Raw genomic sequence first — 21,569 nt, 5'->3', positions numbered from 1 at the left:
GGGAAAGTGTCAGCCGCGCAGGACGCGCTCGGTGATGCTCTTGCCGCCGCGTCCGATCGCGAGAAGGCCGGACTGGGCGATCTCCTTGATGCCGAACGGCTCGAGAGCCCGCAGCATCGCCTCGACCTTGCCCTTGTCGCCGGTGACCTCGATCACGAGCGCTTCGGCGGCGTAGTCGACCACGGAGGCGCGGAACAGGTTCACGACCTCGATCACGTTGGACCGGGTGGCGTTGTCGGTGCGCACCTTGACGAGCATGTGCTCGCGCTGCACCGAGGTGCTGAAATCGAGTTCGACGATCTTGATCACGTTGATCAGCTTGTTGAGCTGCTTCGTGACCTGCTCGAGCGGAAGCTGGTCGACGTCGACGACCACCGTGACGCGCGAGATCCCCGGCACCTCGGTCACGCCGACGGCGAGCGACTCGATGTTGAAGCCGCGGCGGGCGAAGAGCCCCGCGACTCGGGTGAGAAGACCGGGAGTGTCCTCCACCAACAGACTCAGCACGTGGGTCGACATGGCTCAGGCCTCCTCATCGAACGTGGGCGCGTGCTCACGCGCGTACTGGACGTAGCTGTTGCTGACACCCTGCGGAACCATCGGCCAGACCATCGAGTCGGCGCTGACGACGAAGTCGATCACCACGGGGCGGTCGTTCGTCTCGAGAGCGAGCGTGATCGCCGCGTCCACCTCCTCTTCCTTCTCGACGCGGATCGCGAGGCAGCCGTACGCCTCCGCCAGCTTCACGAAGTCGGGGATGCGGATCGTGCCGTGACCGGTGTTCAGGTCGGTGTTCGAGTGACGACCGTCGTAGAAGAGCGTCTGCCACTGGCGCACCATGCCGAGCGACGAGTTGTTGATGATCGCCACCTTGATCGGGATGTTGTTGATCGTGCAGGTGGCGAGCTCCTGATTGGTCATCTGGAAGCATCCGTCGCCGTCGATCGCCCACACCGCACGATCGGGCTCGGCCACCTTGGCGCCCATGGCCGCCGGCACCGAGTAGCCCATCGTGCCCGCGCCGCCGGAGTTGAGCCAGGCGTTCGGGCGCTCGTACTTGATGAACTGCGCTGCCCACATCTGGTGCTGACCGACACCGGAGGCGAAGATGCCCTCGGGTCCGGTGAGTTCGCCGATGCGCTGGATCACGTGCTGCGGGGCGAGCAGACCGTCGGTGGGCGGCGCGTATCCGAGCGGGAACTCGGTACGGAGCCCGTCGAGGTACGACCACCATTCGTCGATGTCCGGCCTGGCGCCACCCGTGGCGCTGTGGAACGCCGCGTCGAGATCGGTGAGCACATCGCGCACGTCACCGACGATCGGCACATCCGCCATGCGGATCTTGGAGATCTCGGCGGGGTCGATGTCGACGTGCACGACCTTGGCATTCGGCGCGAACAGTGCCGCCTTGCCGGTCACGCGGTCGTCGAAGCGGGCACCCAGCGAGACGAGCAGGTCGGCCTCCTGCAACGCCAGCACGGCGGGAACCGTCCCGTGCATGCCCGGCATGCCGAGGTGCTGCGGGTGCGAGTCCGGGAAGGCGCCGCGGGCCATCAAGGTGGTGACGATGGGCGCCCCGGTCGACTCCGCGAGTGCCAGCAACTCGGCCGAGGCCTTGCCGCGGATCACCCCGCCGCCGACGTACAGCACCGGCTTCTTGGCCGTGGCCAGCATCGCCGCAGCGGCCTGGATCTGCTTGCCGTGGGCCTTCGTGACCGGCCGGTAGCCGGGGAGGTCGATCTTGGGCGGCCACACGAAGGGCGCCATGGCCTGCTGCGCGTCCTTGGTGATGTCGACGAGCACGGGACCGGGACGACCGGTCGAGGCGATCTCGTATGCCGCCGCGAGCGCGCCGGGGATGTCCGCGGCATCCTTCACCAGGAACGAGTGCTTGGTCACCGGCATCGTGATGCCCACGATGTCGGCTTCCTGGAAGGCGTCCGTGCCCATGAGTGTCGAGAACACCTGACCGGTGATCGCGAGCAGCGGCACCGAGTCCATGTACGCGTCGGCGATCGCCGTCACGAGGTTGGTGGCGCCGGGCCCGGAGGTGGCGATGCAGACGCCGACCTTGCCGGAGGCCGAGGCGTATCCCTCGGCCGCGTGGCCTGCACCCTGCTCGTGCCTCACGAGGATGTGCCGGAGGTCGGACGCATCCATGAGCGGGTCGTAGACGGGAAGGATCGCTCCGCCCGGAAGCCCGAAGACGTCCGTCACCCCGAGCAGTTCGAGCGTGCGCACCACGGCCTCGGCGCCGGAGATCTCGGGGGCGGCGGATGGGCGGGCGGGTGGTCTCGGCACGGCCGAGACGGAATCAGCAGTCATGACTTTCCTTCATGGTGATCTGTGGACGACGTCGGAGCCGAAGCGGTCCGGAGCCGGACACTGCTCGACGTGATTCAGCCGGTGGTCGCTCCCTCGGCGGCGGACCGCACGAGTCGCGAGTATTTGGCAAGAACGCCACGGGTATAGCGCGGGGGAAGCGGCTCCCAGCCGGAACGCCGGGAGGCGAGCTCCGCCTCGTCGACGAGTAGGTCGAGAGAGCGAGCTGCGATATCGACCCGTATCAGATCACCATCGCGCACGAAGGCGATGGGACCTGCGTCCACCGCTTCGGGTGCTATGTGGCCGATGCACAGGCCGGTTGTGCCGCCTGAGAATCGTCCGTCTGTCAAGAGTAGTACATCTTTCCCCAGGCCAGCGCCCTTGATGGCCGCGGTGATCGCGAGCATCTCGCGCATACCCGGGCCGCCCTTGGGGCCTTCGTAGCGGATCACGACGACGTCGCCCGCCTTCACCTCGCCGTTGGCGAGGGCGTCCATGGCACCGCGCTCGCGCTCGAACACGCGAGCAGGACCCTCGAACACGTCGGCGTCGAAGCCGGCGGACTTCACCACGGCCCCCTCGGGCGCGAACGAACCGTGCAGGATCGTGATGCCGCCGGACGCGTGGATCGGGTTGTCGAACGTGTGGATGACGTCGCCGTCGACCGGCGCCGGGTTCAGGTCTCGCAGGTTCTCGGCGACGGTCTTGCCCGTGACCGTGAGCGCGTCGCCGTGCAGCAGGCCCTCGTCGAGCATGGCCTTCATGAGCACCGGGATGCCCCCGTGCCGGTCGACGTCGTTCATGACGTACTTGCCGAACGGCTTCATGTCGGCCACGTGCGGCGTCTTGCTGCCGATGCGGTTGAAGTCGTGCAGGTCGAGGTCGACCTCGGCCTCCCGGGCGATCGCGAGCAGGTGGAGCACGACGTTGGTCGAGCCGCCGAGGGCCATCGCGATCGCGATCGCATTCTCGAACGACTCCTTCGTCAGGATGTCCTTGGTCGTGATGCCCTGACGCAGCAGGTTCACCACGGCCTCGCCGGAACGGTGCGCGAAGTAGTCGCGACGGCGGTCGGCGGAGGGCGGAGCGGCGGAACCGGGAAGGCTCAGGCCGAGGGCTTCCGCCACCGAGGCCATCGTGTTGGCGGTGTACATGCCACCGCAGGCGCCCTCACCCGGCGCGAAGGCGCATTCGATGCGCTTGAGGTCCTCTTCCGTCATCCGCCCGGCGCGGCACGCGCCGACTCCCTCGAAGGAGTCGATGATCGTGATCTCCTTCTCGGTGCCGTCCGAGAGCTTGACCCAGCCGGGAGCGATCGATCCGGCGTACAGGAAGACGCTGGACAGTCCCAGTCGCGCACTCGCCATGAGCATGCCGGGGATCGACTTGTCGCAGCCGGCGAGCAGCACGGTGCCGTCCAGGCGCTCCGCCATGATCACGGTCTCGACCGAGTCCGCGATGACCTCGCGCGAGACCAGGGAGAAATGCATGCCCTCGTGCCCCATCGAGATGCCGTCCGACACCGAGATCGTGCCGAACTGCAGCGGGTACCCGCCGCCCGAGTGCACGCCCTCCTTGGCGCCCTGCGCCAGGCGGTCCAGGCTCAGGTTGCAGGGGGTGATCTCGTTCCAGCTCGAGGCGATCCCGATCTGAGGCTTGTCCCAGTCGGCATCCCCCATTCCGACCGCGCGGAGCATGCCCCGAGAAGTGGTGGCCTCGATGCCGTCGGTGACGACGCGACTCCGGGGCTTGATGTCGATGGACGCGGGTGCGGCAGCTTCGTGCGAGGACATGCAGGAAGTCTATTCCTGCGCCGCGGTCCGCTCGTCCGCGAGCGCCTCCAGAAGCAGTGCCATCTGTTGTGGGTTCTCCACACGGAGGGCCGCATGGCTCTCCCCCGGCCCCACACGCACGCCCAGATCGCCGGGACCGAGCACCCGGATGCCGTCTTCATCGGTCACGTCATCGCCCGCGAACAGGATGCCGGTGGCGTCGAACTTCTCGCGGAGCGCGACCATCGCGGAGTCCTTGCCCTCGGCGCGGGACGAGAATTCGAGCACGCGGTGTCCTGCCCGGCGCCGCCAATGCGGGAACCGGTCGGCGACCAGGGCGTCGATCTCGGCAAAGACCTTCTCCTCGACGTCCCGTTCGGCACGGCGGGTGTGCACGCCCATTCCGAAGGTCTTGGGTTCGAACTCGGCACCCTCGTGCCTGTCGATGATGGGGCGGGCCGCCTCCCAGAGCGCCTCGCGGGCCCCTTCCTCGGTGGCTTCGCCGCTCGCCTCCGCCTCCCCCTCTCCGGGGTACCAGTACTGCGCGCCGTGTGATCCGGCGAGCACGATCACGGAGTCGTCCTCGTGCTCGGTGATGATGCGCAGATCGTGCAGGCTGCGCCCCGAGACGTAGGCGACGACCGTGTTCGGCATCGCGGCGAGACGCGCCACCTGGGCCGCGACCTCGGGAAGCGCCCGCGCCGCCATGGGATCGGGAACCAGGGGCGATGCCGTCCCGTCGAAGTCGAGGGCCACGACGAGGCGTTCGGTGCGGGCCAGCGCCGTCAGGTCGTCGTCGGGCTCACCGGGGGTCCAGGCGCGCGTCACGCTCTCTCCGTTCTCAGGGGGAAGTCCAGTATGCCGGTCGTTCTGCGGCGGTCGGAACTCACCGCGGGTGCACCTCGTCGAGCGCCGCGAGGAACGAGGAGGACCAGGCGTTCACGTCGTTGTCGAGCACGCGGCGGCGCAGCGACCGCATCCGCTTGGACTGCTCGGCGGGCGACATCTCGATCGCGGTCATGATCGCGTCCTTGACCCCCTCGATGTCGTGCGGGTTCACCCGCACCGCCTGGCGGAGTTCGTCGGCGGCACCCGTGAACTCGCTGAGCACCAGCACGCCGCGGTTGTCGGCGCGCGTGGCGATGTACTCCTTGGCCACCAGGTTCATGCCGTCGCGCAGAGCGGTCACGAGCATGACGTCGGCGGCGAGATACAGCGCCACCATCTCCTCACGCGGGTACCCCTGGTGCAGATACCGGATCGCCGAATGCCCCATGGTGTCGGTGTCGCCGTTGATGCGGCTGACAGCCAGCTCGATCTCGTCGCGCAGGTGCACGTAGGCGTCGACGCGCTCGCGACTGGGGCTGGCCACCTGCACGAGCGTGACCTCCTCGACCTTGAGACGTCCCTCGGCGAGGAGCTCGCCGTATGCCTTGATGCGGTGACGGATGCCCTTGGTGTAGTCCAGCCGGTCGACGCCCAGCAGGATGCGGTCGGGGTTGCCGAGGCTCGCTCGGATCTCGGCCGCGCGCGCTTTGATGTCCTCACGCTCGGCGAGTTCGATGTACGGGGCCGTGTCGATCGAGATCGGGAACGCCTTGGCCAGCGCCGTGCGCGTGCCGCCGTCGCCGTCGGGCACCGCGACGGTGGATCCCTTGACCTCATAGCGCAGGCGGCGCTTCACTGCGGTGAGGAAGTACGTCGCGTCCTGCACGCGCTGGAAGCCGATCACGTCGGCGCCGAGAAGCCCACGGAGCACCTGATCGCGCCACGGAAGCTGCGCGTACAGCCCGTGCGCCGGGAACGGGATGTGGTGGAAGTAGCCGATCGTGACGTCGGGGCGCAGCTCACGCACCATCTGCGGCACGAGCTGCAGTTGATAGTCGTGCACCCAGACCGTGCCGTTCTCGACCACGGCGGCGACAGCGGCTTCCGCGAAGCGACGGTTCACGGTGACGTAGGCGTCCCACCATTCGCGGTGGTACTGCGGCGGCGCGATCACGTCGTGATAGAGCGGCCAGATCGTGTCGTTCGCGAACCCCTCGTAGTACTCCGCGACCTCGTCGGCGCTGAGCGCGACTGGGATCAGCTCGATGCCGCCGTTCTCGAACGGCGCGAGCTCGAGATCGGCCTGCCCCGCCCAACCGACCCACGCACCGTGCACACTGCGCATCATGGGCTCCAGTGCGGCCACGAGGCCGCCGGGAGACACTCGCCACTGCTCCTCGCCATCGGGTCCCACGACGCGGTCGACCGGAAGTCGATTGGCGACCACCACGAATTCTGCAGCGTCCAAGATGACTCCTCACACCAGCGGTACCCCCAGGCTATCGAGGATGCCGTGCATCGGCGGACACCTCGGTCCGTGGACTCACCCGGCGACGGGCCGCTTTCGACGCGGGGCGCTGAGCACCGCGTGGATCACGCCGGCGCCGAACGCGACGGCGGCCGCGCAGACCGGGAGCACCAGGGCGGCCGGGGTGCCCATGTTCTCGGCGATGTCGCCCGCGAGCGCCGCCCCGATCGACTGTCCGACCACGACTCCCGACCCCATCATCGTCATGACGGTCGCCGAGCGTCCGAGCGGACTGAGAGCGGCGGCGAAGCTGTACTGCGTGACCAGGGTCGGGCCGATGCCGATCCCCATGATCGCCAGCGCCAGCACCATCATTCCGACGGAGTCGTCGACGAGGCCGAGCAGCAACGAGCCACCCAGCAGGATGCCGGAGAAGACCAGCCACCGGGCGCGCAGCGTGAACGCCGGGGGCAGCCAGGCCACGCCGAGCGCGAGCAGCGCCGATCCGACCCCCATGACCCCGTAGAGGAGACCCGCCTGCTCCGCCGCACCCCGATCCGCCATGAAGGAGGTGAGTGCGGTGAGCATCGTGCCGAAGAACATCCCGACTCCGAGGATGCCGAGGACCACGACCAGCAGCTGCGGACGGAACAGCTCGGAGACCGAGGAGAGCGCCCTGCCGTCGGCATCACGGTCGCGAGAGACGTGTCGGCCGCTCGGATGCAGGGCGAACGCGCCGACGAAAACGAGCGTGAGCACCGCGGCGCCCACCAGCGGCGCCCACGGTGCGATCGCGGAGGCCAGGATGCCCACGAGGAACGGTCCGAAGACGAAGACGGTCTCGTCGGCCGCCGACTCGTAGGCCATGGTCCCCGAGATCGTGCGGGCCCGGCGATCCTCCGACATGCGATCGCGGATCAGGGTCACCAGGCGCGACCTCGACAGGGGTGCCACCTGGGGAGCGGTCGCGCCGATGCCGACCGCGGCCAGCAGGACGAAGCCGTCGGGGGCTGTGCCGTACACGACGAGCGTGAAGACGATCAGCATCGAGCCGTTGGCCACGGCGAGCGTCGTCAGCACGACCCGCTGCCCGAACCGGTCCGCCGCCGCCCCCAGGAGGGGGCCGAAGCAGGCGGTGCCGAGTCCGACCGCGGCCGAGGTGAGGCCGCCCAGTGACAGGGAGCCGCGGGCCGAGACGACGACCGTGAGGACGCCGACCACCATCATCGCGAAGGGGAGACGCGCGATGAACGCGATCAGGAAGTAGGGGAATCCGGCGATGCGGAGCAGGCTCGGCTCCGCCGTGGTGTGCGTGTGTGTCATGGCTCTCGCGCGCCCGCAGACGCGGTGTCGGGTGCCGCCGCTGTCCGCCGGGATGCCGACGGCCGGTAGATACACGGTGTGCGGCCGCGGATGAACCGCGACCCTCCCATGGTAGCGCGTCGCCCTGAACGCGGCCCGAACCGGTTCCTCGTCCCGTCGCGACGAAGGCGCCCCGTTGGCAGGGGCGGGCGCCGATGTCAAGCCTCCCGCCTCCTGCGCCGCGGTGCCGGTACCGTAGGGGCATGCGCTACCTCTTCAGCACCGGACTCATCGCAGCAGTCTCCGCCGGGATCTCTCTGCTGCGCGGCACCCGTGAGGAACCCATCACCTGGCGCTCAGCCCTGTCCTGGCTGAGCTGGGCGATCACGATGGCCCTCGCCGTCGGAGCCGTGGTCGACATGCGCCGGGCGCGCCGCGGCGTCCGTGTCGACGCCGACTCCCCGCAGTCGGTCAAGAAGTCGAAGAAGGCCCAGCGTCTTCAGTTCCGCTCCCAGAAGGCCCTCGCAGACGCCCAGGGGCACGCCAAGGACAAGCGCTCCTGAGCATCCGCCTCGGGCGACCGGGGCTCAGAGGGTGAGGATGAGCGCTTCTCCCTGACCTCCTCCACCGCACAGCCCGACCGCCGCCATGCCGCCGCCGCGACGCGCGAGTTCGTGCGCCAGGTGCACCACGAGGCGGTTGCCGGAGGCCCCGATGGGGTGACCGATCGCGATGCCACCGCCGTGGATGTTCACGACCTCCGAGCTCAGCCCGAGCTCATCCCGAGACCGGGCCACGACGGCACCGAAGGCTTCGTTGATCTCCACCAGGTCGAGATCGGCCGGCGTGATGCCCTGCTTCGCGCATGCCTGCTCGATCGCCCGCGCCGGCTGCGCCTGCAGCGAGTTGTCCGGACCTGCCGTCTGACCACTGGCCCCCACCGCAGCCAGGACCGGCCAGTTCTTCGCGGCCGCCGTCGCGCGCGTGGTCACGATGACCGCGGATGCGCCGTCCGAGATCGGCGAGGCGTTCCCCGCCGTGATCGACCCGCCCTCGGCGAACGCCGACCGGAGGCCCGCGAGCGTCTCCACCGTGGTCTCCGGGCGGATGCCCTCATCCGTCGTGACGCGCACCGGCTCCCCTCGTCGCTGCGGTACCTCGACGGCGACGATCTCCTGCGCGAAGACTCCGGCGGCCTGTGCAGCCGCAGCGCGCTGGTGCGATAGCGCCGCCACCTCATCCTGTGCCTGCCGGGTGAGGTCGTAGCGGGCGTTGTGCCGTTCGGTCGACGCGCCCATGCTCTCCCGGTCGTACGCATCGGTGAGCCCGTCGTACGCCATGTGGTCGAGCACCTCGACGCTGCCGTAGGTCCACCCCTCGCGGGAGCCCATGAGCAGGTGGGGGGCCCGGGTCATGGACTCCATGCCCGCAGCGACCACCGTCTCCGCGTCCCCGGTCCGGATCATGCGCGCGGCGTCGATGATCGCCGTGAGACCGGAGAGACAGACCTTGTTCACGGAGTGCGCCGGCACCTCCCACCCGATGCCCGCGCCGATCGCGGCCTGGCGTGCGGCATTCTGGCCCGATCCGGCCGCGAGCACCTGTCCCACGATCACCGCATCGACATCGTCGGGGGCGACCCCCGCCTGCCTGAGCGCCCCCGTGATCGCGAACGCGCCCAGTTGCGGCGCGGTGAACGCGGCGAGCTGACCCTTCAGCCGACCCTGCGGGGTGCGGGCGGCGGCCACGATCACGACGTCGTCGGGTCGCGGGGATGAGTTGTCGGTCATATCCGTTCCTGTCCTTCAGTTCTGCCGTTCGAGCGCGACATGCAGAGGCGCTTCCGTGGCCGCGAGCACCTCGTCGGCCGTGACTCCCGGCGCCGTCTCCACCAGCACGAGGCCGTGATCGGTGACGTCGATCACCGCCAGATCCGTGATGATGCGATCGACGACCCCGCGGCCGGTGAGCGGGAGCGAGCATTCGTTCACGATCTTGGCGGAGCCGTCCTTCGCGACGTGCTCCATCAGGACGATCACCCGCCCCGCCCCGTGCACCAGATCCATCGCACCGCCGGGGCCTTTGACCATCTTGCCGGGGATCATCCAGTTCGCCAGGTCTCCCCCGGCCGAGACCTGCATGGCTCCGAGGATGGCGGCGTCGATCTTCCCGCCTCGGATCATGCCGAAGCTCGTGGCGGAGTCGAAGAACGCGGAGCCGGCCAGCACCGTCACGGTCTCCTTGCCTGCGTTGATGAGGTCGGCGTCCACGGCATCCTCGCGAGGGTACGGCCCGACTCCGAGGATGCCGTTCTCGGACTGCAGCATCACCGTCACCCCGTCGGGCACATGGTTGGGGACGAGCGTCGGGAGCCCGATGCCGAGGTTCACGTACGAGCCGTCCTGCAGCTCCGCCGCGGCACGAGCCGCCATCTCCTCGCGAGTGAGCGCCATGTCATGCTCCTTCCGCGGACACGGTCCGCCGTTCGATGCGCCGAGGGATGTCGGAGCCCACTTCGACGACACGGTGCACGAAGACGCCGGGGAGATGGATGCGGTCGGGATCGAGTTCTCCCGGCTCGACGAGCTGCTCGACCTGGGCGATGCACACCCGCCCGGCCATCGCCGCCAGCGGATTGAAGTTGCGTGCCGCCTTGTTGAAGATCAGGTTGCCGTGACGATCGCCGGCCAGTGCGTGCACCAGGGCGAAGTCGGTCGTGATCGCCTCCTCCAGCACGAAATCGCGCGGCGTGCCGTCGACCGGGAAGGAACGGACGTCCTTGACCGGGGAGGCGACGGCGATCGTCCCGTCCGGGCTGTACCGACGCGGCAGCCCGCCCTCGGCCACCTGCGTGCCGACTCCCGTCTGGGTGTAGAACGCGGCGATGCCCGCACCGCCCGCGCGGAGCTTCTCCGCGAGCGTGCCCTGCGGCGTCAACTCGAGCTCGAGTTCCCCGCTGAGGAACTGGCGCTCGAACTCCTTGTTCTCCCCCACATATGACGAGGTCATCTTGCGGATTCGACCGGCCCCCAGCAGGACGCCCAGACCCCAGTCGTCGACACCGCAGTTGTTGCTGACCACGCTGAGGTCGCGGGTGCCCTGGGCCAGAAGCGCCTGGATCAGCGCGATCGGATTGCCGCAGAGCCCGAACCCTCCCACGGCCAGCGAGGCGCCGTCGGGGATGTCGGCCACGGCCTCGGCCGCCGAAGACCATTGCTTGTCGATCACGCGCACTCCTTCGAACCGTGTCCTGCTCCCAGCCTCGCCCTCGGACTCCCGATGCGGAAGCCCGTTCTTGCCATGTGGCCGAACTGCGCAGTAGCGTCCACATTATGGAACCCCCGTCCCGCAGTGTCCCCGGAGCGCAGGCGATCGCGCGCGCCTCTCGACTGCTGCGCCTCGTCACCGCGAGCGGCGCACAGGGGGCCGGCCTGCAGGAGCTCGCTCGTGACGCCGGCCTCACGCGTTCCACCACGCATCGCCTGCTCACCGCACTGAAGGCGGAGGGGTTGGTCGACCGCGACGAGGAGAGCACACGGTGGCTGCCCGGCCCCGAGCTCTTCCTGATGGGGACGGTCGCGGCAGCGCGCTACGACGTGACGACGCTCGCTCGCGACCTGGTCCGCTCGCTCGCCGTCAAGACCGAGGAGAGCGCGTTCTTCTCCGTGCGACGTGCCGACGAGACCGTCTGCCTGCTCCGTGAGGAGGGCTCCTTCCCGATCCGGTCCTTCGTGCTGAGTGAAGGGGTTCGCTTCCCCCTCGGGGTCGCGAGCGCCGGGCTCGCCATCCTCGCGTTCCTGCCTGACCACGATGTGGATTCCTATCTCGATCGGCATCCCGAGTTGGCCGATACGTGGGGCGGTGCCCACGCGGCGGCGCCCCTGCGGACGCGCCTGGGCGAGACGAAGGAGCGCGGGTTCGCGATCAACCCCGGACTCATCGTGGAGGGCAGCTGGGGAATGGGCGCCGCGGTGTTCGATCGCAGCGGTCGCCCGGAGTGGGCGCTGAGCCTGACCGGTGTGGAGTTCCGCTTCGGCCCGGAGCGGATCGCATCGCTCGGACGCACGCTGCTCGCGCATGCGCACGAGCTCTCGGCCCGCATCGCCAGCGCGCGGCGCTGATCGGACAGGCCACGCCACTTCATACCAATAGGTATATACTTTTTGGTATGGATCGTGTCGATGTCATTCCCTCCCTGGTGCTCTCCGCCCACGCCCTGGCGCGTATCGCCGCGCAGGACGCGGGCAACGAAGCTCCGGCGGCGCAGTGGCGGGTGCTGAGCCTGCTCGAGCAGCGAGGCGGCCGCCGCGTCGGTGAACTGGCCGTCGCCGCGCGCACCACGCAACCGGGCATGACGCGCCTGCTCGGCACTCTCGAGCGCGACGGCCTGGTCCGACGTGGTCCGGATGCCGCGGACTCGCGAGGAATCGTGGTCGACGTCACACCGGCAGGGGCGGCCGCGCTCGTCTCCTGGCGCCGCGAGTTCCGAGACACTCTCGCCCCGAGGTTCACCGACCTCACCGACGGGGACTGGGCCGTCCTCACCCGCGCAGCGGAGATCCTTCACGCACACGCCGACGACGGTGCCGGCACGGACACCACCGACGTCCGCGACCGCACCGAGACCGAACGAGACGGAGCACACCGATGAGCGGCACCCCCACCGCATCCCCCTGGAAGCAGCCTGCGCAGGTCTGGGCCGTCGCGTTCGCGTGCGTCGTGGCCTTCATGGGCATCGGGCTGGTCGACCCGATCCTGCCCGCGATCGCGGAATCCCTCGAGGCCAGCCCCGTCGAGACCGAGCTCCTGTTCACCAGCTACCTGCTCGTGACCGGACTCGCGATGCTCGTGACCAGCTGGATCTCGAGCCGGATCGGCGCGAAGGCGACCTTGCTGATCGGGCTCGCCCTGATCGTGGTCTTCGCTCTCCTGTGCGCGATCAGCGGCAGCGTCGACGCCGTGATCGGGTTCCGCGCCGGATGGGGGCTCGGCAACGCCCTGTTCATCTCCACCGCGCTCGCGACGATCGTGGGTGCCGCATCGGGCGGGAGCAGCGCCGCCATCATTCTGTACGAGGCCGCTCTGGGGCTCGGCATCGCGATCGGACCGCTCTTGGGCGGCCTCCTCGGCGAGCAGAGCTGGCGTGGACCGTTCTTCGGCGTCGTGGTGCTGATGGCCATCGCCTTCGTGGCCGTCCTCGTGCTGCTGCGCGGTCCGCGGGAGGTGCGCACCCCGGTGCCGTTCTCGGCACCGTTCGCGGCGCTCCGTCGGCCCGCCCTCGCGGTTCTCGCGGTCGCCGCCCTGTTCTACAACATCGGCTTCTTCGTGCTGCTCGCCTTCTCCCCCTTCCCCCTCGGCTTCGGCGCGATGGGCATCGGCCTCACCTTCTTCGGCTGGGGTGTGGCCCTCGCGGTCACCAGCGTCTGGGTCGCACCGGTTCTCATGCGGCGACTGCCGCGCACCCGCATCATCCTGATCGTCCTTCCGCTGCTCGCGATCGACCTGATCACCGCAGGCCTCGTCGTCGGGAGCCCCGCTGCCCTCGTCGCCTGCATCGTCATCGGCGGACTGCTCCTGGGCGTGATGAACACGGTGCTGACCGAGGCGGTGATGGAGGCCACGGACCTCCCCCGCTCCGTCGCCTCGTCGTCGTACTCGGCGGTCCGTTTCCTCGGCGGCGCGATGGCTCCTCCGATCGCCGCATTGCTGTGGCACGCGTTCAACGCCACGGTCCCCTATCTGTTCGCCGCAGCGGCCGTCCTGATCGCCGCCCTCACGGTGTTCCTGGGACGCAAGGTGCTCGCCCACATCGACGACGAGCCGGCCGATCCGGCCTCCGAGGATGCGCAGGCCATCCTGATCGGCGACGCCGCCTGAGCCCGACGCGCCCGGGCGCGGGGACCCACGGCCTCGATTTCACTTGCCGCCACCGGACTGGTAATGTAATTCCTCGGCCGGGGTCATCCCGGACAACGCACCTCTAGCTCAATCGGCAGAGCAACTGACTCTTAATCAGTGGGTTCTCGGTTCAAGTCCGAGGGGGTGCACGGATCAGCCTCGAAGACTCTCGCCAGTCTTCGGGGCTTTTCTGCTTTCCGGGGTCCCGCTCCGACGTCTCCGGATGACGCCCGCAGCCGATCGCCGAAGTCGGCTGACGTATCCTGAAGGCGTGACCGCCTCCTCTCACGCCGCTTCCGTTCCCTCTGATCTCGACGCCGACCTCGCGCTCGCGCTCCGCCTCGCGGATGCCGCCGATGCGCAGTCCCTCCCCCGGTTCGACACCGCCGATCTGGTCATCTCGACGAAGGCCGACAACTCGCATGTCACCGACGCCGATCTGGCCACGGAACGTGCGATCCGCGCGGTCCTGGCAGACGAGCGTCCGGCCGACGGGATCTTCGGCGAGGAGTTCGGCGCGGAGGGCGACACGCACCGCCAGTGGATCATCGATCCGATCGACGGCACCGCGAACTTCCTGCGCGGTGTGCCGCTCTGGGGCACGATGATCGCCCTGGCGATCGACGGCGTCCCGCAGGTCGGCGTCGTCAGCATGCCCGCCCTCGGTCGGCGCTGGTGGGCATCCACGGGCGCCGGCGCCTGGACCAATGGCGCGACGGGAACGCAGCAGCTCCACACCTCCGCCGTGTCTTCGCTGGACGACGCGAGCGTCAGCTTCCAGAGCATCGCGCAATGGACGGAGGCGGGTCGCGGCGACGCGCTGCTGGCATTGTCCGCCCGTGTGTGGCGCGACCGCGGTTACGGCGATGTCTATCCGTACATGCTTCTCGCCGAGGGCCGCCTCGACATGGTGTCGGAGTTCGGCGTCAAGGAGTACGACATCGCCGCCGCGGTGCCGATCGTGCGGGAGGCCGGAGGGCGCATGACGTCCTTCGACGGGGATGAGACGATCTCCGCGCGCTCGACACTCGCAACCAACGGCATCCTTCACGATGCCTTCCTCGAGCTCCTGCACGAATGACCCGATCCTGAGGCCAGCGATGAGTCCCCGCTTCCCGTCCGCCGCCGCCGGAGCCCTGCTCCTGGCGCTCGCGCTGACCGCGTGCGCGGCCCCTGATGCCCCGGCAGCATCCCCGCCGCCCACGGCCGCGCCGAGCGCAGTGGCGAGCGAGCAGCCTGCGGCCTCCCCCGTGCCGACCGAGTCGGATGCCCCGCTCACCTGCGAGAGCATGATCTCGACCGGCACCGTGCAGGCACTCACGGATGCCGGGTGGACCGCACGGCCGACCGCGTTCGTGATCGGCGACGTGGAGCTCACGGCGGGCATGCTGTGCTTCTGGGCGGACTACTCGGTCGGATCCGATCATGGCCAGCTGTACGGCTGGTCCGAGATCACTGCGGATGAGGCCGCGAAGGCGCAGTCCACCCTCATCGCGGCCGGCTGGTCGCGGGAGGACGGCCCGGCGGGAACCTACCTCACCGAGGATCCCAAGTACTCCATGGGAACCGATGACGAGGGATACGGCATGACCTACCTGTTCGGCGACGGCTGGGTGAAGCTCGCCGACACGAAGCAGAGCCTGCTCCTGATCGAGTGGGCAGGCTGAGCGGACATGCCATGACTCTCTTCACCGGACTCAGCGCGTTCCCGCTGACGCCTTTCTCGCAGGATGCGCCGGATGAGGGCGCCTACGTGCGGCTGATCGAACGTCTGGTGAAAGCGGGCGTCGACTCCATCACCGCGCTCGGCCCCACCGGCAGCGGCGCGTATGTGACGCCGTCGGAGCGATCCAGGATCACGCGGCTGACGCGGCAGCACGCGGCGCAGGTGCCCGTCATCGTCGGCGTGAGCGCGCTGCGCACGTCGCAGGTGCTCGCGCACGTCGATGATGCCGAGGCCGCCGGCGCCTCGGGCCTGCTCGTCGCCCCGGTCTCGTATCAGGTGCTCACCGACGACGACGTCTTCGAGCTGTATCACGCCGTCACGGAGCACTCGGATCTTCCCGTGATCGTCTACGACAACCCCGGCACGACGCACTTCACCTTCTCGAACGCGCTCTACGCCCGCATCGCCGCACTCCCGGGTATCGCGTCGATCAAGATCCCCGGCGTGCCCCGCGATCCCGCCGCCGCCAGCGACCACGTGGCCGCGATCCGGTCCGCGATCCCCGCTCACGTGACGATCGGCGTCTCCGGCGACGCCTTCGCTGCCACGGGACTGAACGCCGGCTGCGATGCCTGGTACTCCGCCATCGGTGGGACGTTCCCTGCACCCGCGGTGGCGATCACGCAACACGCGCGGGCGGGGCGCGGCGAGCTCGCTGTGGCGGAGTCCGAGCGGCTCGCCCCGCTGTGGGAGTTGTTCACCGAGTTCAGCGGAAGCCTGCGGGTCATCGCGGCGGCGGCCGAGCATCTGGCTCTCGCACCGCCTCGGTGCCTCCCGCTCCCCCTGCAGGGGCTCACGTCGGAGCAGCGCGCACGCGTGGCTGCGGCGGTGGATTCGCTCGCGCTGACATGATCGCGGTCGGATCCCCACCGCGACGCTAGGGTGTGATCGTCACAGCGGCACCTCGATCGGAGACGGTGGATGAAGCGGTTCGATTCGCGCCCGAACGCCTGGAACGAGTTCCTCGGAAGATTCCTCCGGTCGTGGCCGTGGTGGGCGCTGATGATCGTCGCCGGTGTGGCCACCGCGATCGGGGTCGTCATCCTGCTTCTTCCGCAGGCCGCTCTCAGCCGGCTCGTGCTCGTGACCGCACTCGGTTTCATCGTCTCCGGCATCGCCGATCTCACCGGAGCGGAGGTCCAGCCTCGCGCAGCCGTCGCACGATGGATCGGGGTCGCGTGGATCGTCTTCGGAGTGGCGGTCCTGATCTGGAGCGACGAGCCCGCCGTCATCGTCGTCGTCAGCGCGGCCCTCTTCGCGGTGTCAGGTGTGGTGCGCACCGTCGCCGCCCTGCTCCGACGCCCGCGCGTCGTCGGTCCGATTCTCACCGGCGCCGTCGAGATGGCGATCGCGGTCGGACTCGTTCTCTCCCCGCACACCACGCTCGCCGTCGTCGCACTCGCGTACGGGGTGCGGACCACGATCGCGGGCGTGCACCTCGGCGTGGTCGCCGATTCGGTGCGGCGGCGGCGGACCGCCGAGTCCTGAGCCCAGCCCTCCACGGCTACGCCGATGCGAAGCTGGTGCGCTCCACGCCCCTCGCTGCGGGGATCGAGTTCCGGGCTCAGCAGCAGACTTTCCGGTGCTGGGTATGGAGGAATGCTGTGGTCCTCCCGACCGACTCCTGACACGTGTCAGCGTCCGTGATGAGGGCGTTCGGTGTCCGATAGCGTGGTCGTCATCCCGCCGTTCGCGGACCGCTCCGAGGAGAGATCGATGAGGAACCCTGCGCGTGAGCGCTCGCTCGCGGAACCCGACACCGGTGAGGGCGGTATGCGCTCCGAGGTGCGGCGCCTGGTATCCGGCGTGAACCTCGCAGTCCTGGTGCTCGCGACTCTGGCTGGGTTGTGCGGGGCCGTCGACAGCATGACGGACGCGGGTGGAGATCGGCTCTGGGGAAACCTCACGATCGCGGCACCAGGTGTCTACGCGGGATGGTGCATGCTCGAGCCCGCGGTGCGAAAGTCCACCGACATCCGCACGGTTCTCCTGCGCATGGTCTCTGCGTGCCTCATCGCTCCGGCATTCGTCGCGATCCCGGTTGGAGCTGCGGTGGGTATCGCCGTCCTCTTCCCGGGAGTCCGCGACCTGATCGCCGCCGCCGAGGCCGGTAACGGCGGGTTCCACTACTACTGGTCCGAGGGCGTCGTCTCGCAGGTGCTCCTCGTGCCCCTCGGCGGTTGGGTCGTCGGCGCGTGCATCGCGCTCGGTGTGTGCCTGATCATCGCTCTGCCGGTCCTGTCTCTGCGATCACCGGGGACCGTTGCGACCGGTTCACATATCGAGTCCGTGAACGGAGCGAAGCGCGACTCGACTGCCGCCTTCGTGTTCTGCGGGCTCGGCGCGACCATCGCCGGGATCGTGCTGTGGGTGTTCGGCGACGGCGGGAGCATCCTCGAGGTTCCCCGGGCGCTGGGCCGTGTCGCTGACGCGCTCTCATCTGGAGTCGTCCTCTGGGATGAGGCTGCATGGCTGGGCGGAGTCCTTCTGGTCGTCCTCGGCCTCATCGGGATGGGGTGGGGGTGCGGGCGGGTGCTCAGGGCACGCAGCGACGCCTCAGATCACTGACGACGCGCCACCGCGGACCAGCAGGGTTCACTTGACGCCGGACGCTGACGGGAGTATTTTTCCGCCCAGGAATCGTCGTTGCGGGGGCGCGATGAAGACAACCTCTGGGGAGCCGCGTCGCGGGCGGGTATTGGGGTCCGCCCGAGACCGGTCCGTGCTGCGAGACGCGTCATGATATCTGCTGTACGTGGCCTGCAGGGCGCCCGGTGAGGCCGACCGGCACCCCTCAACGTCCCGGCGCCAGACGAGGGCGCGCACAACCATCGCCGCATCTACGCCACCGTGCCGATGGCATTGCTGTCCGACGAGTCCGGGAAGATCTCCGAGTGGTCGTCTTCGCCGGCCTCGATGCGATCAGCACGATCTGACAGAAGATCTGCGAGCATGACGTTCGTGGCCCGGTCGATTCCGTCACGCGCCAGGGCGCGATACTCCTCGGAGGCGCGTCTGAGCGTGGCGACCTTCATAGCGTGAAGTGATCTGATCGGCATTGTGATCTCTGTTCGGGGAGGCGTTGAGATCCGAGAGGTGACAGCGTCACCACTGTGTTGCTGGCGACACTACAAGCAATCGGCGCAGAATGGGTCCTTTCGTTGCTCCTGCGCGGGATCGAGCTCGGCCGATTCGCGCCGTCCGAGCGGGCGGAGCGAACAGCCACCCGGCCCAGGTGTCTCGGATCCAGTCGTAGAGCACGTCGGGCGCGGCGGCGAGGCAGCGTCCGGGCTGCGAGGAAGCGTGACGCGCGGCGCACACGGTCGAACCGTGCCGCCCACCTCGACGACGTCGCCGAGCGGATGAACGAGCGAGGTGCAGCCACATCGGGACAGGCTCTCGCACTCGTGGGGCCGACCGCTTGATCCGGAGGCCGCGAAGGCACGAAAAAGGCCCGCCTCCCCGTGTTCGACAGGGAGGCGGGCCTCATTCGTGCGACAACGACCTGGTGGAGCTGGGGGGAATCGAACCCCCGTCCAACGCTGCTAATCCACGCCTTCTCCGGGCGCAGTCTGTGAAGACGTTCTGCTCGGCTCCGACCTTTGTCACAGACACCTAAGTCGACGAGCCCAGCCTGGGAAGAGTCCCGCGTGACGTCCAGACGCCGTCACACAGCAAGATTCCTAGATGACGCCAGGGTCCGTGTCGGAATCACACACGGTCTGACGGACTATCGGGCTCGCTTATGCAGCGAGGGCGAAGTCGTTGCGCTTGGTTTCGGCAACTATGTTTTTGCAGAGAGCGTTTACGAGATAACTCTGCATCCTCGGCCCGCTTCTCGTGGATACACAGGCGCTGTCGAAACCGATCAGCCCCGTAGTCCTTCTTCCGAAGGAGCCGTTGTCGCACTGTGGAGTTGTCAATCCTGAGATCCGTGAACCTCAGCTTCTCAGGGTACAACGGATACCGCTCCCCTGCCATTCCCGAAGGCCGCGCGCGTAGAGTCGGCTCATGAGTGAAGTCACCGTGACCGTCCGGGGAGAGCATGATGTGCGCGTCGCACCGGAGCGCGCGACGATCCACGTGAGCGTGCGGGCCGAGGGCCCGGAACGTGCAGCCGTCGTCGAGACCGCGATGCGTCTCACCGAACCCGTGCGGTCGAGCATCACCGAGCGAGTGGATGCCGGGACGATCGTCGAGTGGTCGAGCAAGCGACTCTCCGTCCGGGCCGAACGGCCCTGGAACGCCGAGGGACGTCGCCTTGCTCCCGTCTACTACGCCGGCATCGATCTGACGGCCACGTTCACGGACGCATCCGAGCTCTCGATGTGGGTGTCCGATGTCTCCGCGTGGGACGGCGTCGAGGTGGGAGGGGTCGACTGGCACCTGACTCCGGTGACCAGGACCCGTCTCGAGAACGAGGTCGCCGCCGCCGCTGTCGGCGTGGCGGTCGCCCGCGCCACTGCCTATGCGCGCTCCCTGGGACTGACAGACGTCACTCCGCGCGAGATCGCGGACGTCGGCCTCCTCTCGAGCGGACACTCCGACACCGCGGCCCCCCTGATGATGAAGGCACGCGGCGCCGCGTTCGCGGCCGACTCCGCATCGGCCATGGAGTACGAGCCGGAAGAGATCGTGGTGTCCGCGACGGTGGAAGCGCGGTTCTCCGCGCAGTGAGCGGGAGAACTCCCCGGACTCAGCGCGTGAAGGGCGCGAGTTCCGAGGCCAGGCGCTCCGACACCCGCGCGTGCACCGCGGTACCGTCTTCCTGGTGGTCGACGGTCAGCAGCATCCCGGTCTCGTGGATGGCCGCGATGAGGTCACCCCGGTCGTACGGGACGACGGCGTGGACCTCGACGGCCGGCTTCGGCAAAGCCTCTTCGATCGCCGCTCGCAGCTCCTCGATGCCCTCGCCGGAGCGGGACGACACGAAGTGCGCCTTCGGCTGCAGACCACGCAGCACCAGACGCTCGTCATCGGAGATCAGGTCGGCCTTGTTGAACACGACGATCTCGGGCAGATCGCGCACACCCACATCGCCCATCACGTCGCGCACCGTCTGCAGCTGACCCGCCGGGTCGGGGTGCGATCCGTCGACCACATGCAGCACGACATCCGCGTCGCCGACCTCCTCGAGCGTCGAGCGGAAGGCCTCCACGAGCTGCGGCGGCAGATCCCGCACGAACCCGACCGTGTCGGTGATCGTGTAGACGCGGCCGTCCGCGGTCTCCGCGCGACGCACAGTGGCGTCGAGGGTCGCGAACAACGCGTTCTCGACCAGGACACCCGCGCTGGTGAGAGCGTTCAGCAGGCTGGACTTCCCCGCGTTCGTGTATCCGGCGATCGCGACCGAGGGGATCGTGTTGCGTCGACGCTCGGCGCGCTTGGCCTCGCGCGCGGGCCCGTAGTCACGGATCTGGCGGCGCAGCAGCGCCATCTTGGTGCGGATGCGCCGACGATCGAGCTCGATCTTGGTCTCACCCGGACCACGCGAGCCCATACCGGCTCCACCGGCACCGACCTGGCCACCGGCCTGACGGCTCATCGAGTCACCCCATCCGCGAAGACGCGGGAGCAGGTACTCGAGCTGCGCGAGCTCGACCTGAGCCTTGCCCTCGCGGCTCTTGGCATGCTGGCTGAAGATGTCGAGGATGACGGTCGTCCGATCGATCACCTTGACCTTCACGACGTCTTCGAGCGCGCGGCGCTGGCTGGGCGCGAGCTCGGTGTCGGCGATGACGGTATCGGCACCCACCGCGGCGACGATGTCCTTCAGCTCCTGCGCCTTTCCGCGACCGAGGTAGGTGGCCGCATCGGGGTGCGGGCGACGCTGGAGCACACCGTCGAGCACCACGGCACCCGCGGTCTCGGCGAGAGCAGCGAGCTCACGCAGCGAGTTCTCCGCGTCTTCCTGGGCGCCCTGCGGATACACGCCGACGAGAACGACGTTCTCGAGTCGCAACTGGCGGTACTCGACCTCGGTGACATCCTGGAGCTCCGTGGACAGACCGCCGACGCGTCGAAGCGCGTGCCGATCCTCCAGGTCCCACTGATTGCCGTCGGATGAGCCGTGCGCTGCGGTGGATTCGTCCTGCAGCGCCTGTGCTGCACCGAATGTCCGCGCCTCCGTGCGCTTCTCCGCATTCGCGAGAACGCGCGCGAGCGCCTCATCGCCGGTCGAGGGTGTGCTGGTGTCCGTCATCCGTCCCTTGTCTCTGCTGCGTCGAGCCTTAACCTTATCCCCACGGTC

General features: G+C 68.7%; 21 protein-coding genes, 1 tRNA gene and 1 other RNA gene. 11 read left to right on the top strand and 12 right to left on the bottom strand.

Features of this window, described 5'->3' with window-relative positions:
* Window positions 1-9: 9 nt before the first annotated feature.
* From ilvN to ACWA14_RS06540, 6 genes are all read right to left on the bottom strand, one after another.
* Window positions 10-519, bottom strand: a complete 510-nt coding sequence (gene ilvN / locus ACWA14_RS06565; RefSeq protein WP_463796956.1) for an acetolactate synthase small subunit — start codon at window positions 517-519, stop codon at window positions 10-12.
* A gap of 3 nt (window positions 520-522) precedes the next feature.
* The gene (locus tag ACWA14_RS06560) at window positions 523-2,325 is read right to left on the bottom strand and encodes an acetolactate synthase large subunit (RefSeq protein WP_463796954.1); all 1,803 of its coding nucleotides are present in this window, start codon (window positions 2,323-2,325) and stop codon (window positions 523-525) included.
* A 74-nt stretch (window positions 2,326-2,399) separates the two neighbouring features.
* Window positions 2,400-4,118, bottom strand: coding sequence for a dihydroxy-acid dehydratase (gene ilvD, locus ACWA14_RS06555; protein ID WP_463796952.1), 1,719 nt, complete (start codon window positions 4,116-4,118; stop codon window positions 2,400-2,402).
* A gap of 9 nt (window positions 4,119-4,127) precedes the next feature.
* Window positions 4,128-4,925: a trehalose-phosphatase gene (gene otsB / locus ACWA14_RS06550; RefSeq protein ID WP_463796949.1), complete on the bottom strand. Its 798-nt coding sequence runs from the start codon at window positions 4,923-4,925 to the stop codon at window positions 4,128-4,130.
* 58 nt (window positions 4,926-4,983) lie between these two features.
* On the bottom strand, window positions 4,984-6,393 hold the full coding sequence (locus tag ACWA14_RS06545; protein ID WP_463796945.1) for an alpha,alpha-trehalose-phosphate synthase (UDP-forming): 1,410 nt from the start codon (window positions 6,391-6,393) through the stop codon (window positions 4,984-4,986).
* A 75-nt stretch (window positions 6,394-6,468) separates the two neighbouring features.
* Window positions 6,469-7,716 carry an MFS transporter gene (locus ACWA14_RS06540; RefSeq protein WP_463796943.1) on the bottom strand — a complete coding sequence of 416 codons (1,248 nt, stop codon included), beginning with the start codon at window positions 7,714-7,716 and terminating at the stop codon, window positions 6,469-6,471.
* A 242-nt stretch (window positions 7,717-7,958) separates the two neighbouring features.
* Here ACWA14_RS06540 and ACWA14_RS06535 point away from each other — a divergent pair, with 242 nt between their 5' ends.
* A complete protein-coding gene (locus ACWA14_RS06535; protein ID WP_463796942.1) occupies window positions 7,959-8,258 on the top strand; it encodes a hypothetical protein in 300 nt (99 codons plus the stop codon).
* A 24-nt stretch (window positions 8,259-8,282) separates the two neighbouring features.
* Here the strand turns inward: ACWA14_RS06535 and ACWA14_RS06530 are convergent, their stop codons facing one another.
* From ACWA14_RS06530 to ACWA14_RS06520, 3 genes are read right to left on the bottom strand one after another with little or no spacing between them, the layout of a single operon-like run.
* Window positions 8,283-9,485: an acetyl-CoA C-acyltransferase gene (locus ACWA14_RS06530; RefSeq protein ID WP_463796940.1), complete on the bottom strand. Its 1,203-nt coding sequence runs from the start codon at window positions 9,483-9,485 to the stop codon at window positions 8,283-8,285.
* Window positions 9,486-9,500: 15 nt separating this feature from the next.
* Window positions 9,501-10,148, bottom strand: a complete 648-nt coding sequence (locus tag ACWA14_RS06525; protein WP_463796938.1) for a 3-oxoacid CoA-transferase subunit B — start codon at window positions 10,146-10,148, stop codon at window positions 9,501-9,503.
* A gap of 1 nt (window position 10,149) precedes the next feature.
* Window positions 10,150-10,923, bottom strand: a complete 774-nt coding sequence (locus ACWA14_RS06520) for a CoA transferase subunit A (RefSeq protein WP_463796936.1) — start codon at window positions 10,921-10,923, stop codon at window positions 10,150-10,152.
* Window positions 10,924-11,027: 104 nt separating this feature from the next.
* On the opposite strand from ACWA14_RS06520, the gene ACWA14_RS06515 reads away from it, so the two are divergent.
* The 9 genes from ACWA14_RS06515 to ACWA14_RS06475 all read left to right on the top strand — a co-directional run bounded on the left by ACWA14_RS06515 (window position 11,028) and on the right by ACWA14_RS06475 (window position 17,887).
* Window positions 11,028-11,816, top strand: coding sequence for an IclR family transcriptional regulator (locus ACWA14_RS06515; protein ID WP_463796934.1), 789 nt, complete (start codon window positions 11,028-11,030; stop codon window positions 11,814-11,816).
* 47 nt (window positions 11,817-11,863) lie between these two features.
* Window positions 11,864-12,346: a MarR family winged helix-turn-helix transcriptional regulator gene (locus ACWA14_RS06510; protein ID WP_463796933.1), complete on the top strand. Its 483-nt coding sequence runs from the start codon at window positions 11,864-11,866 to the stop codon at window positions 12,344-12,346.
* Window positions 12,343-13,572, top strand: coding sequence for an MFS transporter (locus ACWA14_RS06505; RefSeq protein WP_463796931.1), 1,230 nt, complete (start codon window positions 12,343-12,345; stop codon window positions 13,570-13,572). The genes ACWA14_RS06510 and ACWA14_RS06505 overlap by 4 nt, the downstream gene beginning before the upstream one ends.
* Before the next feature lie 97 nt (window positions 13,573-13,669).
* Window positions 13,670-13,742, top strand: a tRNA-Lys gene (locus ACWA14_RS06500).
* 122 nt (window positions 13,743-13,864) lie between these two features.
* Complete coding sequence (locus ACWA14_RS06495; RefSeq protein ID WP_463796929.1) at window positions 13,865-14,674, top strand: inositol monophosphatase family protein; 810 nt, start codon at window positions 13,865-13,867, stop codon at window positions 14,672-14,674.
* Between the two features lie 19 nt (window positions 14,675-14,693).
* Entirely contained in the window at window positions 14,694-15,260 is a 567-nt protein-coding gene (locus ACWA14_RS06490; RefSeq protein ID WP_463796927.1) for a hypothetical protein, read from the top strand.
* Between the two features lie 11 nt (window positions 15,261-15,271).
* On the top strand, window positions 15,272-16,171 hold the full coding sequence (locus tag ACWA14_RS06485) for a dihydrodipicolinate synthase family protein (RefSeq protein WP_463796925.1): 900 nt from the start codon (window positions 15,272-15,274) through the stop codon (window positions 16,169-16,171).
* 69 nt (window positions 16,172-16,240) lie between these two features.
* A complete protein-coding gene (locus ACWA14_RS06480) occupies window positions 16,241-16,807 on the top strand; it encodes a DUF308 domain-containing protein (RefSeq protein ID WP_463796924.1) in 567 nt (188 codons plus the stop codon).
* A gap of 228 nt (window positions 16,808-17,035) precedes the next feature.
* Window positions 17,036-17,887, top strand: a complete 852-nt coding sequence (locus ACWA14_RS06475) for a hypothetical protein (RefSeq protein WP_463796921.1) — start codon at window positions 17,036-17,038, stop codon at window positions 17,885-17,887.
* A 272-nt stretch (window positions 17,888-18,159) separates the two neighbouring features.
* Here the strand turns inward: ACWA14_RS06475 and ACWA14_RS06470 are convergent, their stop codons facing one another.
* Window positions 18,160-18,354, bottom strand: coding sequence for a hypothetical protein (locus tag ACWA14_RS06470; RefSeq protein ID WP_463796919.1), 195 nt, complete (start codon window positions 18,352-18,354; stop codon window positions 18,160-18,162).
* A 471-nt stretch (window positions 18,355-18,825) separates the two neighbouring features.
* Window positions 18,826-19,195: a transfer-messenger RNA gene (gene ssrA / locus ACWA14_RS06465) on the bottom strand.
* 135 nt (window positions 19,196-19,330) lie between these two features.
* Here ssrA and ACWA14_RS06460 point away from each other — a divergent pair.
* Window positions 19,331-19,996 carry an SIMPL domain-containing protein gene (locus ACWA14_RS06460; RefSeq protein WP_463796917.1) on the top strand — a complete coding sequence of 222 codons (666 nt, stop codon included), beginning with the start codon at window positions 19,331-19,333 and terminating at the stop codon, window positions 19,994-19,996.
* A gap of 19 nt (window positions 19,997-20,015) precedes the next feature.
* Here the strand turns inward: ACWA14_RS06460 and hflX are convergent, their stop codons facing one another.
* Window positions 20,016-21,521, bottom strand: coding sequence for a GTPase HflX (gene hflX, locus ACWA14_RS06455; RefSeq protein ID WP_463796915.1), 1,506 nt, complete (start codon window positions 21,519-21,521; stop codon window positions 20,016-20,018).
* Between the last annotated feature and the right edge of the window lie 48 nt (window positions 21,522-21,569).

Source organism: Microbacterium sp. TW_SC_2, assembly GCF_055361165.1.
This window is presented reverse-complemented; position numbering and strand designations above follow the sequence as displayed.